This window comes from Oryzomonas sagensis (genome assembly GCF_008802355.1).
GTDB classification, from domain to species: domain Bacteria; phylum Desulfobacterota; class Desulfuromonadia; order Geobacterales; family Pseudopelobacteraceae; genus Oryzomonas; species Oryzomonas sagensis.
This window is the reverse complement of the sequence record NZ_VZRA01000007.1, coordinates 62,671-77,483: the sequence shown is the minus strand read 5'-3', so window position 1 is coordinate 77,483 and position 14,813 is coordinate 62,671. Positions and strand designations below refer to the sequence as shown.

Annotated in this window: 14 protein-coding genes and 1 tRNA gene; 14 read left to right on the top strand and 1 reads right to left on the bottom strand. The window is 56.9% G+C overall.

Going from position 1 to position 14,813, the window contains the following annotated elements; all coding sequences use genetic code 11:
• The first annotated feature begins 139 nt into the window (after positions 1-139).
• The 9 genes from pheT (at position 140) to F6V30_RS15845 (ending at position 8,363) form a co-directional block, all read left to right on the top strand.
• A complete protein-coding gene (gene pheT / locus F6V30_RS15885) occupies positions 140-2,545 on the top strand; it encodes a phenylalanine--tRNA ligase subunit beta (RefSeq protein WP_151158055.1) in 2,406 nt (801 codons plus the stop codon).
• A gap of 84 nt (positions 2,546-2,629) precedes the next feature.
• Positions 2,630-2,923, top strand: coding sequence for an integration host factor subunit alpha (locus tag F6V30_RS15880; RefSeq protein WP_151158053.1), 294 nt, complete (start codon positions 2,630-2,632; stop codon positions 2,921-2,923).
• Positions 2,924-2,935: 12 nt separating this feature from the next.
• Entirely contained in the window at positions 2,936-3,289 is a 354-nt protein-coding gene (locus tag F6V30_RS15875; RefSeq protein WP_151158050.1) for a MerR family transcriptional regulator, read from the top strand.
• A gap of 5 nt (positions 3,290-3,294) precedes the next feature.
• A tRNA-Pro gene (locus F6V30_RS15870) sits at positions 3,295-3,371 on the top strand.
• Positions 3,372-3,801: 430 nt separating this feature from the next.
• On the top strand, positions 3,802-5,070 hold the full coding sequence (locus tag F6V30_RS15865; protein WP_151158048.1) for a radical SAM protein: 1,269 nt from the start codon (positions 3,802-3,804) through the stop codon (positions 5,068-5,070).
• Between the two features lie 3 nt (positions 5,071-5,073).
• Positions 5,074-5,556, top strand: coding sequence for a hypothetical protein (locus tag F6V30_RS15860; protein ID WP_151158046.1), 483 nt, complete (start codon positions 5,074-5,076; stop codon positions 5,554-5,556).
• Positions 5,557-5,629: 73 nt separating this feature from the next.
• Positions 5,630-6,643 carry an ABC transporter substrate-binding protein gene (locus tag F6V30_RS15855; RefSeq protein ID WP_151158044.1) on the top strand — a complete coding sequence of 338 codons (1,014 nt, stop codon included), beginning with the start codon at positions 5,630-5,632 and terminating at the stop codon, positions 6,641-6,643.
• Between the two features lie 2 nt (positions 6,644-6,645).
• Complete coding sequence (locus F6V30_RS15850) at positions 6,646-7,425, top strand: ABC transporter ATP-binding protein (RefSeq protein WP_151158042.1); 780 nt, start codon at positions 6,646-6,648, stop codon at positions 7,423-7,425.
• Between the two features lie 38 nt (positions 7,426-7,463).
• Positions 7,464-8,363, top strand: coding sequence for an ABC transporter permease (locus F6V30_RS15845; protein ID WP_151158039.1), 900 nt, complete (start codon positions 7,464-7,466; stop codon positions 8,361-8,363).
• 94 nt (positions 8,364-8,457) lie between these two features.
• Here the strand turns inward: F6V30_RS15845 and F6V30_RS15840 are convergent, their stop codons facing one another.
• Positions 8,458-9,858: an ATPase gene (locus F6V30_RS15840; protein ID WP_246163571.1), complete on the bottom strand. Its 1,401-nt coding sequence runs from the start codon at positions 9,856-9,858 to the stop codon at positions 8,458-8,460.
• Between the two features lie 702 nt (positions 9,859-10,560).
• On the opposite strand from F6V30_RS15840, the gene F6V30_RS15835 reads away from it, so the two are divergent.
• The 5 genes from F6V30_RS15835 (at position 10,561) to F6V30_RS15815 (ending at position 14,812) form a co-directional block, all read left to right on the top strand.
• Positions 10,561-10,749, top strand: coding sequence for a Flp family type IVb pilin (locus F6V30_RS15835; RefSeq protein WP_151158037.1), 189 nt, complete (start codon positions 10,561-10,563; stop codon positions 10,747-10,749).
• A 34-nt stretch (positions 10,750-10,783) separates the two neighbouring features.
• Positions 10,784-11,272, top strand: coding sequence for a TadE/TadG family type IV pilus assembly protein (locus F6V30_RS15830; RefSeq protein WP_151158035.1), 489 nt, complete (start codon positions 10,784-10,786; stop codon positions 11,270-11,272).
• A gap of 24 nt (positions 11,273-11,296) precedes the next feature.
• Complete coding sequence (cpaB, locus tag F6V30_RS15825; protein ID WP_151158033.1) at positions 11,297-12,217, top strand: Flp pilus assembly protein CpaB; 921 nt, start codon at positions 11,297-11,299, stop codon at positions 12,215-12,217.
• A 67-nt stretch (positions 12,218-12,284) separates the two neighbouring features.
• Entirely contained in the window at positions 12,285-13,706 is a 1,422-nt protein-coding gene (locus tag F6V30_RS15820; RefSeq protein ID WP_246163568.1) for a type II and III secretion system protein family protein, read from the top strand.
• Complete coding sequence (locus F6V30_RS15815) at positions 13,685-14,812, top strand: pilus assembly protein TadG-related protein (RefSeq protein WP_151158029.1); 1,128 nt, start codon at positions 13,685-13,687, stop codon at positions 14,810-14,812. Before F6V30_RS15820 ends, F6V30_RS15815 begins: the two co-directional genes overlap by 22 nt.
• Position 14,813 lies beyond the last annotated feature (1 nt).

Here is a 14,813-nt window from a genome sequence, read left to right as displayed (position 1 = left end):
CAGCCATCTCGCCGCCCTCCTCGAACGCCCCTTCGTGCGGCGTAGCGCTGCTACGCCTCCTTGTGGCTTGTCTAGCGGGTGCGACGATCTGACTATTTTTGAACAACCTCCTAATTCAGAATATTCTAGGTGTCCTGATATGAACGTTACCTATAACTGGCTCAAGGAATTCGTCGATTTTGATCTCACCCCCGATCAGTTGGCCGATCTGCTTACCATGCTCGGCCTCGAGGTGGAGGGGATGGAGAAGCTTGGCGAGGGGATGGACGATGTCGTGGTGGCGGTGGTCGAGGAAAAACGGCAACACCCCAACGCCGACAAGCTCTCCCTCTGCCGGGTGAATAGCGGCACCGAGGTGCTGGACGTGGTCTGCGGCGCACAGAACTTCAAACAGGGCGACACGGTCGCCTTAGCCAAGATCGGCGCAACACTCCCGGGTGATTTCAAAATCAAACGCTCCAAGATCCGCGGCGAAGAATCCTGCGGCATGCTCTGCTCGGAGAGAGAATTGGGGCTGTCCGCGGAAAGCGCCGGCATCATGATCCTGCCTGCCGGTCTGAAGCTCGGCACTCCGATCTTTGCCGCCCTGGGGCTGAAGGACACCCTTTTTGAGATCGGCCTGACCCCCAACCGCGCCGACTGTCTCAGTGCCGTGGGCATTGCCCGCGAGATTGCCGCCAAGCTGGGACAAAAGGTCCGCTGTCCTGAAAACGCGATCAGCGAGTCTGATGAGCCGGTCGACAAAAACATCAGCGTAACGGTCGAAGACGCCGAATATTGCCCGCGCTATGCCGCGCGCTATCTGAGCGGCTGCCGCATAGCTCCCTCTCCCGAGTGGCTGGTGAAGCGGCTCAACGCCATTGGCGTGCGGTCCATCAACAACGTTGTGGACGTCACCAACCTGGTGATGATGGAACTGGGGCAGCCACTACACGCCTTTGACTGCGATCGTCTGGCTGGGCATCGGATTGTGGTGCGCCGTGCCGGCGAAGGTGAGCGTTTTACCACGCTGGACAGCCAGCAGCGTACCCTCACGGGCGACGATCTGGTCATCTGCGACGCCGAGCGGCCGGTCGCCCTGGCTGGTGTCATGGGGGGCGAAAACTCCGAAATTGCCGATACCACCACGAACATTCTGCTCGAGAGCGCTTGGTTTCTGCCGTCAGCGATCCGCAGGACCAGTAAGCGGCTTGGCCTGCATACGGAGTCCTCCCATCGCTTCGAACGCGGAGTCGATATCGGCGGTGTGATCCAGGCCCTTGACCGGGCTGCGTCGCTGATTGTGGACCTTGCCGGTGGCCGTATGGCCAAGGGAAGCCTCGATGTCTACCTCGGCAGACGTGAGCCGGAAACGATCGTATTCCGCCCGGAACGCGCCAACGCCATGATCGGGATCGATCTGCCGCGGGAGGAGGCCATTGATATCCTCAGACGGCTCGAATGCGCTGTCAAGGAGCTGCCCGAAGGGACGTTGGCGGTGGTGCCGCCCAGCTACCGGATCGACCTGGAGCGCGAGATTGACTTGGTTGAAGAGATTGCCCGCTTGAACGGCTTCGACCGTATTCCCGCCACCCTGCCGATGGCACGCGTCGTCTCGGACCGCCCGACGCGGCACCAGCAGCTTGAGAAGAGTGTCAGGGATATCCTTGTCAAGCACGGCATGAACGAGATCATTAATTTCAGCTTTACTGCACCGGGTGCCGCAGATAAACTGCTGCTCCCCGGGGATGATTCGCGGCGCAGCACGATCCGTCTGGCCAACCCGCTGGTGGATGAACAGTCGGTCATGCGTACCACCCTTTTGCCCGGTGTTCTCGAAACGGTTGCCCGCAACATCAGCTTTCGCTCGCTTGACCTGAAGCTCTTTGAGATGCGTCGGGTGTATCTGCCCGTTCCGGGGGAGGAGATGCCGCACGAGCCGCTTTATGTGGTGGGAGCCCTGACCGGCTCACGCGACGGGCTGGGGTGGAGTCGCGCCAACGAGGCGGTCGATTTCTACGATGCCAAGGGCATTATAGAAAACCTGCTCAGCCAGTTGAGCATCGGCGGTGTGAAGTGGGTGGCCGATGCGCCGGAGCCGTTTTATCATCCCGGTAAATCGTGCAGTATCGTCGCCGGCAGGGAGCGGATCGGCTCGGTCGGTGAACTGCACCCCACGGTTCAGGATAATTTTGGCCTGGATAAGCCGGTCTATTGTTTTGAGCTCGATTTTGAAAAGATGCTGACCCTGGCACGGCAGAAACGGACCATTTCGGCCCCCTCCCGTTTTCCGGACAGCACACGCGATATTGCCATGCTGGCCCCCATGGAACTGCCGGTGGAAAAGATCGTCGAGTGCATCCACAGCGTCAAGGCCAAAGAGGTCGAACAGGTCGATATCTTTGACGTGTATCAGGGGAAGGGCATCCCTGACGGATTTAAGAGCATAGCCGTCCGCATCCGCTACCGCTCATACGAGCGCACGCTCACCGATGACGAGACCGGAAGAGTGCATGGGAAGATTGTTGACAGCCTTTTGAATAAGGTAAAAGTATCAATAAGATAAAAACCTGTTGCGTAATGCCGTTCCCTATGTTATAAAAATTGCCCTTTGTAAAGAAGCCGTAGAACTTAGCAGATTGAGGTTGTTATGACCAAAGCCGACATCGTAGAAAAAATTCACCAGAAAATCGGGTTCTCGAAAAAGGAGTCCGCTGAAATGGTTGAAACCGTTTTCAGCATCCTGAAGAGCACCCTGGAGGATGGTGAAAAAATTAAGATAGCAGGGTTTGGAAATTTCGTTGTCAAGCGGAAGGCTGACCGGAGAGGACGCAATCCGCAAACCGGCGAAACCATTACCATTGATGCTCGGCGCATCCTTACTTTCAAACCGAGTCAGGTTCTAAAAAACGCGATCAATAGCGTCGCGAAAGAGGCCAAATAAGCATACACTGTTATGGGCACCACCTTCCCCGACAAACTGTACTACAAGATCGGCGAGGTTGCCCAGATGGCGGGCGTAAAGACTTCGGTACTCCGTTTCTGGGAGAGTGAGTTCGAGTTTTTGTCACCCGAGAAGAGCACCACCGGGCAGCGGCTGTATTCCAAACGGGAAGTAGACATCATTCTCCTGGTCCGCCGGTTGCTGTATGACGAGAAGTTTACCATTGAAGGTGTAAAGAGAAGAATAACCCCGAAGGGCAGGATCATCGCTGCTGATGAACAGCTCCCGACAGCCCCCCAGGAAAAGTACCTCCTGCTGTTGCGGAATATCAGAGATGAACTTTTGCTCTTGCGGAATCAGATGTAGCATAGCGGTGCGTAGCGCAGCCTGGTAGCGCACTAGACTGGGGGTCTAGTGGTCGCTGGTTCGAATCCAGTCGCACCGACCATTTAAAAGTCCGGCACCATCCGGATAAGTCAAAAAGCCTCGGAATTTCCGGGGCTTTTTCTTTTTGTGTTGTTTGTCCATGTTCTGGATGGATTAAAGACAGGGACGACGGTTCTGACGTGGTAGTGCGAAAGTTCTCTGTAAATAGGCCTCCCTGCTCCACATGACCTTCGGGTTGTGAGGGGTGTCGTCCTTGGTGGTATATAAAATTTATAGAAGTTATATTATTTGATTGACACCCCGTATCCGATTTGCTAGATTTTCCCCATTACATGTGATGATACCGGGGAATGTCCCCAGGATCACACAGCAGTATTCCAACGACTGACCAGAAAAACTGGAGGCCAAGGAACGAGCGAAGCGCGCTCTCTCCTTGACCTCTTTTTTTGTTGTATCCACTGGTGACCGTTTGACGAGAAAGGAGTGATGTCATGACTCTTGCCCTGGCAAGAAAATTTCCTGGGACGCCCCTGGAGGATGCCGTTCGCCGCTACCCGGACGTACCGCGCCTGATTATCCTCAAGACCGATGTGCAGCGTCGGGGGGTGCACTACACCGAAGAGGCGGTCTCCTATCTCGATCCGGAAAAGCACCAGACCACCGGGACCCACATCTTCGGCGCCCGCGACGGGGTTATCGCCCTCCGGCCGGAATCGCTGCTCCTGCGGGATGGCACCTCGATCATCACGACGCCGACGCCGCTGGAAGAGAACCCCTATGTTGTCGATCTGCGCGACGGCCGGCCCTGGCTGTTCGATGCGGGGGTGGCGCTGGAAGAGGTGGATTACTGGCCCGCCCCGGCATTTTATGGCAAAGACAGCAGCTCGGGCGTGCCGATGAAGAATATCGTCAGCGCCCGCCCCCAGCGGTTGAACATCTTTCCGTACCGCTATTGCACCTTTTGGAACAACGGCAAGGGGTGCGCCTTCTGTGACATCGTCACCCAACTGAAAAAAGGGAGCAAGGAGCTCAAGATCCCGGCACGGCTCGATCCGGTCGAGGTGGGGGCGGTGATCGGCGAGGCGCTGAAGGAGGAGGGGCGGTTTTCGACGGTCTTCCTGACCTCCGGCTCCATCATCGGCGGGTCGCGCCCCTTTGATGACGAGATCGACTACTATATCGCCATCCTGAAAGAGGTCGGCAAAAATTTCCGCACCCCAAAGTTTCCCAGCCAGTTGATCGGAACGGCGTTCGAGAAGGAGCAGTTGAAGAGGCTCTATGCCGAAACCGGCCTGACCAGCTACACCTCCGACATCGAGGTGCTGAACGAGGAGCTGTTCAACCAACATTGCCCCGGCAAAGCGGAATGGATCGGGTATCGCGAGTGGAAAAAGCGGCTGGTGGATGCGGTGGAGATATTCGGGCCGGGCAGGGTGAACACCGGCCTGGTGGCGGGCATCGAACTGGCTGGTCCCCACGGATTTCGCAGTGAGGACGAGGCCCTGGAGCGGACCCTGGCCGAAGCCGAGGATCTGGCCCGGCAGGGGGTGAGCACGGTGCTCATCGTCTGGTCGCCCCGGCCGGATACGGCGCTGGGCGCTTACAAAAACGCCTCGCTGGACTATTACATCCGCCTGGCCCGTGGCCTGCACGCCCTGCGGGTGAAATACCGGCTCCCCATCGAACATGACAGCTACCGCAACTGCGGCAATCATCCCGACACCGATCTGTCCCGGCTGTTGCCGCTGTGGGAGGAATAAACCATGTCTGAAGATTTACGGAACGCAATCGGATCGCTGCTGAAAGAACCCGCCACCGTCGCCAGCATCGCCACCCTGGATGAAAACGGCGCACCCGTCAGCGTGCCGAGCCCTTTTCTCCGGCTCGACGCCGACGGGCGTCTGGTGCATCTCGAACTTCTGGAAACATCAGCAACCCACCGCAACCTGCTGCGCAGCATCTGGTTCGAACGCCCGGTGTCCGTCACCGTGGCAGGCAGCGATAACCGGGTGCTGGTCACGACGGGGCGAACGTACAAGGCGCTCGTTTCGGGCCCGCTGTTCAGCGAGTATTATCGCGAGGTCCGCGCCCGGTTGGGCGATGCAGACCTGGCGGCGGTCTGGTTGATCGAGCCGGAGCAGATCCGCGATGAAACCTATGCCGTGCGCAAGGAGCGGGAAGAGGCGCTGCATCCGTTTCATCTGCATCTGGACCGCCTGGCGGTACGGCATGCCGATACACCGTAACGAACGCGGCTACCCCGCTATCGGCTATCGCCTGCTGTTGTCTGAACCATTCCAACCATAAGGAGCTGCACACATGGGAAAGAGCATGTACACATTCGTCGCCATCACGGCGCTGGCGCTCGTCGGCCTCGCTGCCGTGCCGTTCAATGCCGCGGCCGAGGTCAAGGAGGTACGGCTGGCCAAGCAGTACGGCCTTGGCTACCTGCCGCTGATCATCATGGAAAAGCAGCATCTGATAGAAAAACATGCCAAAGCGGCCGGTCTCGGCGATATCAAAGTCACCTGGGCGACCCTGGGGGGCGGTAGCGCGACCAATGACGCGCTCCTCTCCGGGAGCGTCGATTACATCTCCTCGGGCGTGGCGCCGATGATCCTGCTCTGGGACAAGTCCAAGGGCGCCGTCAAAGGGGTCTCGGCCCTGATTTCATCGCCTAACTACCTGAATACGAACAACCCGGCGGTGAAAACGATCCGGGACTTCACCGCCAAGGACCGTATCGCCCTGCCGGCGGTGAAGGTCTCGATCCAGGCTATCATCCTGCAAATGGCGGCGGCAAAGGAGTTCGGCCAGAATAATTTTTCCAAACTGGACAAACTGACGGTGACCATGAAGCATCCTGACGCCATGGCGGCGCTCCTGTCCGGCAAGTCGGAGGTCACCGGCCATCTCACCAGCCCGCCGTTCATGTTCCAGGAACTGGACGACAAGCGGGTCAGGACGGTGCTCAACTCATACACGGTCCTCGGCGGGCCGCACACCTTCAATGTCTTCGCCACCACCAAAGCCTTCCACGACAAAAACCCGAAGATCTATGCCGCGGTCTTTGCGGCGCAGGAAGAGGCGACCACCTACATCAACAAGAACAGGCGGGCCGCGGCGGAGATCTACCGCGAGGCCAGCAAGACCAAGGAAAGCCTGGATGACCTGCTCAAGGAGATCAACCAGCCGACGGTGAGCTATACGGTCACACCGCACAATATCACCAGGTTTTCGGATTTCATGTACCATACCGGGACGATCAAGAGCAGGCCAAGGGACTGGAAGGATCTGTTCTTCCCCAACGTCCACGCCACAAAGGGGAGCTGACCATGGCTGACGTTGCGGATACGCCTTTGCTGTCCGTCAAGGGGGTCACGCTGCGCTACCGCGACCAGAACGGCATCGTCACCGCCACCGATAACGTGGAATTCCAGGTGAGCCGGGGCGACCGGGTAGTGCTGCTGGGCCCCTCCGGGTGCGGAAAATCGACGCTTCTCAAGGCCGTGGGCGGGTTTCTTGCCCCCAGCGAGGGGAATATCACCCTGAACGGCAGACTGGTGGCGGGCCCCGGACCGGACCGGGTGATGGTGTTCCAGGAATTCGATCAGCTGCTTCCCTGGAAAACGGTGCGGGAGAACGTGGCCTTCGGGCTGCTCGCCAGCCGCACCCTGCCCAAGGGGGAGGCGCATGAACGCGCCCTTGAGGCGATCAGGACGGTCCATCTGGAGCAATTCGCCGATGCCTACCCCCATACCCTGTCGGGGGGGATGAAACAGCGGGTGGCCATTGCTCGCTGCCTGGCCATGAAGCCGGAGATTATCCTGATGGACGAACCCTTTGCCGCCCTGGACGCCCTGTCGCGCAGGCGGATGCAGGATGAGCTGCTGGAACTCTGGAGCGAATGCCAGTTCACCATGTTGTTCGTGACCCACTCCATCGAAGAGGCGCTGCTGCTCGGCAGCAGGATCGTGGTGATGTCCCCTCACCCCGGGCGGGTGGAGGAGATCATCGAGGCGGAGCAGTTGCAGGCGGCCGCCGGGGCCCACCCGGAAATTGCGGAGCGGATCAGGCAGGTCTTGTTTCGGGACGCTCTGGATTACGTGATCTAATGTCCCTGGTTGCCGCAGCACATCACGAGGAGCGCACCATGAAAACAGATAGTACCGCGGTAGGAATGACCGTGCGGGGAACAGTGATGCACGAGGGGAGTCCCTCCACCGGTCCCGGCATACTGGCACAGTTGTGGGACAAAGGGTGGGTTCGGAGGGCGGGGCTTCTGATCCTGCTCTGCGCGCTCTGGGAATGGTATGCGACACGGCTGGCGAACCCGCTCATGGTGCCGACCTTCAGCGCCACGTTGCAGGCGCTGGTCGATGCCGTCAGAAGCGGCGGACTGCCGGCCCGCATCGTCACCTCATTCAAAATACTCTTGACCGGATACGGCATCGGGGTGCTCCTGGCGCTGATTCTGGCCATGGCCGCCACAATGACGCGACTCGGCTCCGATCTCCTGGAACTCTGCACCTCCATGTTCAACCCGTTGCCCGCCATCGCACTCCTGCCGCTGGCCCTGCTCTGGTTCGGCCTGGGCAGCGGGAGCATCATCTTTGTTCTGATTCATGCGGTTCTCTGGCCGGTGGCGCTGAGCGCCCACGGGGGATTCTCGGCGGTCAACGGGACGATCCGCATGGTGGGGCGCAACTACGGCCTCAGCGGCATCCGCTATGCCGCCGTCATCCTGATACCGGCGGCGTTCCCCTCACTTCTGACCGGTCTGCGCAACGGCTGGGCCTTTGCCTGGCGGACGCTTATCGCGGCGGAACTGGTCTTCGGCGTCAGTTCCGGGAGCGGCGGCATCGGCTGGTTTATCTACGAGAACAAACAGCAGCTGGAGATTCCTTCGGTTTTTGCCGGTTTGATAACTGTTGTCCTGATCGGCATCGCGGTCGAGAATCTGATCTTCGACCGGATTGAGCGGGTCACGGTCGTCAAATGGGGGATGAAGAGCAGCGGCGGCAGGAACGTAAAAATTCGCAGCGCGGCCTGAAGTCCTCTTCTACAGGAAACCGAGGGGCCCTTCAAAGCTTCACCCGTTGGCAACGAGTGGTGGAAACGGTAAAAATTTTCCTTAATAATGGATGTTATACAAAATAGGTTTTCCATGCCTGATCGATGGACTCTTTTGTCAATACGGGCTTGGTTTTGTGGAATCGGGCCTGATCGACGAGATGATCAATAATATCGCGCGGATGACAGGCCGCCATCGGGTTCGGCGATTTGCCGTACAACTCATTGGTCAGATAGCTGAAGACTGGCGGCTGGAACTCAATCCCGTTGACCTCACAGACCCTTTTGAATATATCCTCATATTCAGCAATGGTAGGATGGTCGACGCGGACCTTGTAACGTATGCGCCGCAAGAATGCCTCATCAACTAACTCGCCCGGCTCGATATTAGTGGCGAATAGGACCAGCAGATCGAAGGGAATAGTGAATTTCATCCCTGTGTGCAGGCCCATGAAGTCAACTCGCCTTTCAAGCGGGACTATCCAGCGGTTGAGGAGGATTTTGGGCTCGACCTGCTGCCTGCCGAAGTCATCGATCAGGAAAATACCGTTATTGGCTTTCATCTGTAGCGGCGCTTCATAATACTTTGTCACCTGATTGAAGGTGAGGTCGAGCATACTCAACGTCAACTCACCGCCTGCCATGACGACAGGGCGTTTTACCCGTATCCAGCGCCGGTCGGCACGCGGTTCCTGGTCTTCGTCGCTGACCGGGAAGTGGGTGACCGGATCGTAGACCGTAATTATCTGTCCGGCCACATAGACCGCGTGCGGGACAAAAATGGGGTCCTGAAAGACCCTGCCGATCGCTTCGGCAATGGCCGTCTTGCCGTTTCCTGATGGGCCATAGAGAAATATCGACCTGCCGGAACTGATTGCCGGCCCGATTGTTTTAAGCAGTTGCGGGCTGACAACCAGGTGGGCAAACGCCTCATTAATCTGCTGCTGATCAATCGCGACCAGACGGATGGTCTGGCCATCCACCATCCTGACGTAGTCATCAAGGGAAACGGGCGTCGGACCGACATAGCGGCAGATATCCAGCAACTCCTGGGCACGTTTTTTCCCGGCATCGGTAATCAGGTATCTGTAGGTCCCCGAAGAGTATCCACCAGCGCCAAGAACCTCCACAAGCTTTGCCCGGCGCAGTTGTTCCATCACCTTATCGACAAGATTGACCGGCAGGCAGATCCGTTCCGCCAGCTCCTGCTGGTCGAATTCCCCCATGAACAGGATGTGCTTCGTTGCCAAATCGGTAATAAAGGTGAGCTGCAAGCCGGTCCTCTCAATGGTCGTTGGTGGCTTGGGAATCTGCAGCTCGAATTCGATCAACTGCTTGCTGGAAATAAGGCCAAGCGTCAGCAGGCTTTCGGTCAGCTTGCCGCCATGCAGGAGTTGGCGTACATGAGCCTTTTTCATCTCGGCGGCGGGAATCCCCAAAGATTCAATCCAGCGCTTCATATCCCGTTCAGGCATACCGGTGCTCCTTTCCCTGAGTACTGACTAACCCCCCATTACAATCGCCATAATCCTCTTGTTGCTACGTCGATGCACCTCGCGCTGCTGCCCCAGTTTTACCATGCCCCTCAGTCTCTTACAGGTTGCTTTAAAGTGTATACGATACCGACATTATTGTCGGAGAAGTTTACAAAAGCATATCTGTTTTTTAACATACTTTAATTATGTTTCAATTAAATTAGTAAGTTATAAAGTGGCACTTGTTTTGCAAAATAGATGATTTTTAATATTGCAGAAAAAAACAATTGAATTCATTAAATACAATTATATGTAATTAAATTTTCATTTCAATATTTTTATAAAATTATTTGAATGTGGTTGACACACCGTGAAACAATGGTAAATAGAAACTAATTATAATTTGCTTTGTAAACAAAACAGGGGGGAGGCGCTATGGATACTATCAAACTGCTCATCTTTAATCTGTTGACCCGGGCAAAGAACAAAAGAGGCCAGACCTTGGTGGAAAATACACGTTGACCATTGTGCTGACCACCCTCGTTGCGATTGTTGCCATGCACTATCTGGGCGGCATCGTGAACAACACTTATAGCAGTGCAGCTAGTTCGTTGATGAACCCTTAAGGTAAAGCTGTATCTCCCGCTCTACGGACGGTGCATATTCACCCATTTGCAACACAAAAAAAAGGAGGGTACCCGCATGAACACGATCAAATTGTTTGTTATCAACCTGCTGTGCCGCGTAAAGAGTGAAAAGGGCCAGACATTGGTGGAATACGCACTGATCATTGTACTGATCGCCCTAGCAGCAATTGTCGCCATGCAAATACTGGGTGGCTCCGTGAACAGTACGTTCACCAACGCCGCCTGTAAGCTTGTAAGCCCTTGATCCTCCCGATGGTTTATTCAGGTGAGCTTTTCCGATGAAGGGGGGGCATGCCCCCCCTGTAACCCCTGTTGCCGAAAGGGCTTCAATGATCTGTCTCCCCCCATGCCTACATCGAATCCGTGGTTCCAAAGGACAGGCCCTCGTTGAACTCGCTCTGATCCTCCCAATTCTGTTGCTGTTGATCCTTGGGGTCATGGAATTCGGCAGGGCTTTTTACATGAAGAACATGCTGACCAATGCGGTGCGTCATGCTGCGCGAAAAGCCGCCGTAAACACCGTTTGGGATCAGAACACCATACGTTCCTGGATATACAACACCGTCCCCGCAAGTTGGTCAATTACCTTGGTCATCCCACCAACCACGACTTCGCCGCCTGCAAGTGGTGACGATATTATTGTTAGTGCAAAACTGAAATTCGACACCATTGTTCCCAATTTCAATTCTCCCCGATATAAGATCAATTATCTCTTTAAAAATTTAACGACCATCTCGGCTCAGGCGACGATGCGTTATGAACAATAAATTCCCGCACTCCCCGGAGGAACCATGAACAGATCACAGGCAGTAACCATGGTAACGCTCATTGCCCTGGTGTTTGCAGGGGTCGCTTCCTGGGGCGTTTACGCCTATCTGAAGCAGGAGAGCCTGAAAACCAAGCAGGCCGCCAGCTTTGTCATCATGGTCGCGGCAGGTGATCTACCGATCGGCACGAAGCTGAACGAGACCCATCTCAAGACGGCAGGTTGGCCAAAGGACAGTGTCCCGGTTGGGAGTTTTACCGACGCCAAGTCCCTCGTCAACAGGGTCGTGATCCGCAACCTGAGCGCCGGCGATGCGATTACCGAACAGAAACTGATGCCGAAAGAGGGGAGTGCGGCCGCCACCGGAGTCATGACGTACATCATCCCCCTGGGGCATCGCGCCGTTACGGTGGGCGTGAACGAAGTAGCCGGCGTCGCGGGCTTCATCGCCCCCAATAACCGGGTCGACGTGGTGTTGACCACTCCGATCCCCAACAATCCCAACGATACGGTTACCAAGATCGTTCTACAGAATGTTCCGGTTCTGGCTACCGGTCAGACCACCGAGCAGAAGGACGGCAAGCCGGTTCTCGTTCCCACCGTGACCATGGACCTGACCCCGGAGGATTCGGAAAAGCTGGTGCACGCCTCCCGCAAGGGGTCGCTCCAACTGCTCCTGCGGAATATCATCGATACGGCCCAAGTGGATGTAAAGGGGGGGACGACCATAAGCTCGGTGCTCGGCGGCGTTGAACGGCCCGTGGTTGCGGTTGCCCAAGCCAAACCTGCCCAGGCCAAGCTTGCCCAGGTCCGTCGTCCGGTGCGGCGCGCAGCGCCGGAAGGGGCCAGAGCCGCAATTCGCCCCCTGCCCGCCGCACCCCAGGGCCACAAGGTGACGGTGATCGACGGGGGGGCCCGTACGACCAAGGAATTCGTGCTGCAATAATCCGCCATGGTGGACAACTCCTGGACGAGGTGCTTCAATGATCAAACTCCGCAAACAGAGATGTTTCTTGCCCGTTTTGAGCCTTCTTCTGGCAGTGGCGCTGGTTTCCCCAGCCATGGCCGGCATCCCCCTGGAGGTGGGGCTTTTCAAAAGCACTCTGTTGAAGTTGAACAAAAAGATGGTGCTGGTCACCCTGGCCAACACGAGGAAGTCCGACCAGGAGAAGGATGCCGATATTATGGCCAAGTCGGACAAGATCGACCTGGAGCGGCGGCGCTCCCAGGATTCGGGGCCGTCGAACACGAACAAATTCGTCACTCTGGATATCCTCTCCCCCTACGACCTGAAACTGGACGGCATCATGATCGGCACCACCAGCATGATCGTCTGGACAAAGGACGACAAGGACGAAAAGCCCACAGCCACATTCTATGATGTAAAAGTCACGGGCGACCGTTCGGCCATCGAGGCCCAATTGAAGGAAATGGCGCCCAATGATGCGATCAATGTCCAGTTTGCCAACGACACCGTTATTCTGACCGGCAGCGTGGCCAACGACCAGACCCGCCTCAAGGCCGAAAACACCGCCAAGGCGTTCGCCCCCAAGGTGCTCAACCATATTGTCATCGACAACCCCCAGCAGGTGCTGCTCCAGGTGAAGGTCGCCCAGATGGATAAGACCGCTCTGAAAAATATGGGGGTCAGTTTCATGATCAAGGGGAGCAAAGGCGAGGGGTTCTCCAACCTAGTCGGCGTCCCCTCTTCTGGCGGCTCCTCGTCGGGTTCATCTTCTTCCGGTTCCGGAGGTATTTCGGGCACCGCATCCAGCCTGGGAAGTTACTCCCCCCTTGACGCCTTCCAGATCGGTGCGGCCTATTTCCCCGGCGGTGTCGGCGCGGTGTTGCAGGCACTGGCGACCAAGGGGTATGCCAAGGTCCTGGCCGAGCCCAACATGCTGGTAAAGAGCGGGCAGGAGGGTAACTTTCTGGCAGGAAGCAAAATCCCCTACAGCGTCCTTCTCTCCTCCGGGGGGACCACAACCACAACCATCGTCTTTCAGGATGTGGGGGTAAAATTGAAGTTCAAGCCGGAGGTTCTGGAGAACGGCCTGATAAGCCTGAAGCTTGACCCGGCGGAGGTGAGCAGCCTTTCCGGCACCCTGGCGGTGAACGGCTACCCCATCATTGATACCAGAACCTTGCAGACGAGCGTGGAGTTGAAGGACGGGGAAAGCCTGGTCCTGGCCGGCCTGCTTCAGGAAGAGGCGATCAAAACCATGTCCAAGATTCCGCTCTTGGGTGATATCCCGATCCTGGGGGCGCTCTTCCGCTCCACCCAGGACAGCACCACGGAAAAAGAGCTGGTGTTCTTTATCACGCCGAAGATCGTCAAGCCTCTGGCTCCGGGGGTACGGCCGGAACTCCCCACGGACCGGAAACTGACCCCTGAACAAGAGAGGGAGCTCAAATGGATGCCGCTCGGAGAGTAAACAGATTGAACAATGGCGGGTCTGCGCTGGTCCTGATTACCGTCTCCCTTGTCGTGCTCATTGTCATGGCAGGGCTTGCCATAGACTTGGCGTACATGTATGCGAACAAGGCGCAACTGCAAAAGACAGCTGATGCCGGCGCGCTTGCCGGTGCAGGTCGGCTCAACGGCACCACCTTCACCACCCAGACCGGAGCCCGCAAAGCGGCGGTACATATGGGGAAGGTCAACTTCAACCTGACCATGAGCCCCAACATCGGTAATGATCCCAGCGGCGACGTCGTCCTCGGGTACTGGAACCCCACGGCCACACCACCTCAATTCACCACAACCCCCCCTGCGGTGCCCCCGGGGACTCCACCCCCAGGGGTCAATGCCGTGAAAGTGGTTGCCAGAAGAATCGACTCCAGCGACAACGGAATAATCGGCACCAGTACCCCATTCAACCTCTTTCTCGGCGGGGCAGCAGGCCACAGCACCATGGGCGCAGTGGCTGCGGCGGTCGCCTGGCGGCCCCCAGCGGCGCGATACTTTTTTCTCATCAATCAAGATGTCTGCAACCAAGCCATGTCTGCTGCAGCACTGTACCGATTGTACCCCCAGAATAAGGTGTCGACCACTAACCCCCAAAAGAACATGGCGTGGACAAGCCTGTCAGGCAGCTTTCCGTCCGCTGACAGTATCTTTAGAGGCAGTTACATCTGTCCCGTTCCACCACCCAATGTTGATGTCTGTTACCAATCTATAGATACCAGCGGCGGGACTAATGCAGCAACTTTTCAGGGCACTTCGTTAGATTTTTACGATCCCAATTATGATGCAATAGAAAAAACCGCTGCCGGCTGGACAATCCTGGTTCCCTATGCGACACCAGGAACTGACCCGACAACCAAACCAGCGACTGTTGCGGGTTATGCCAAGATCACGATAAACAATGCCTGCCCGACTGGTGGAAACCCATGTAATTTAAACGGACGAACGAACCCTGCGCCGAGTGGGCCGTCAGATCCCTGCAAAGGTATCAGTAACGGAATTTACATCAGCTCGGCCATCTGTTATCCCTGTGGCAGCATCGAACCAGGGGCCTTGCCCAGCCTAGCGCAATAAA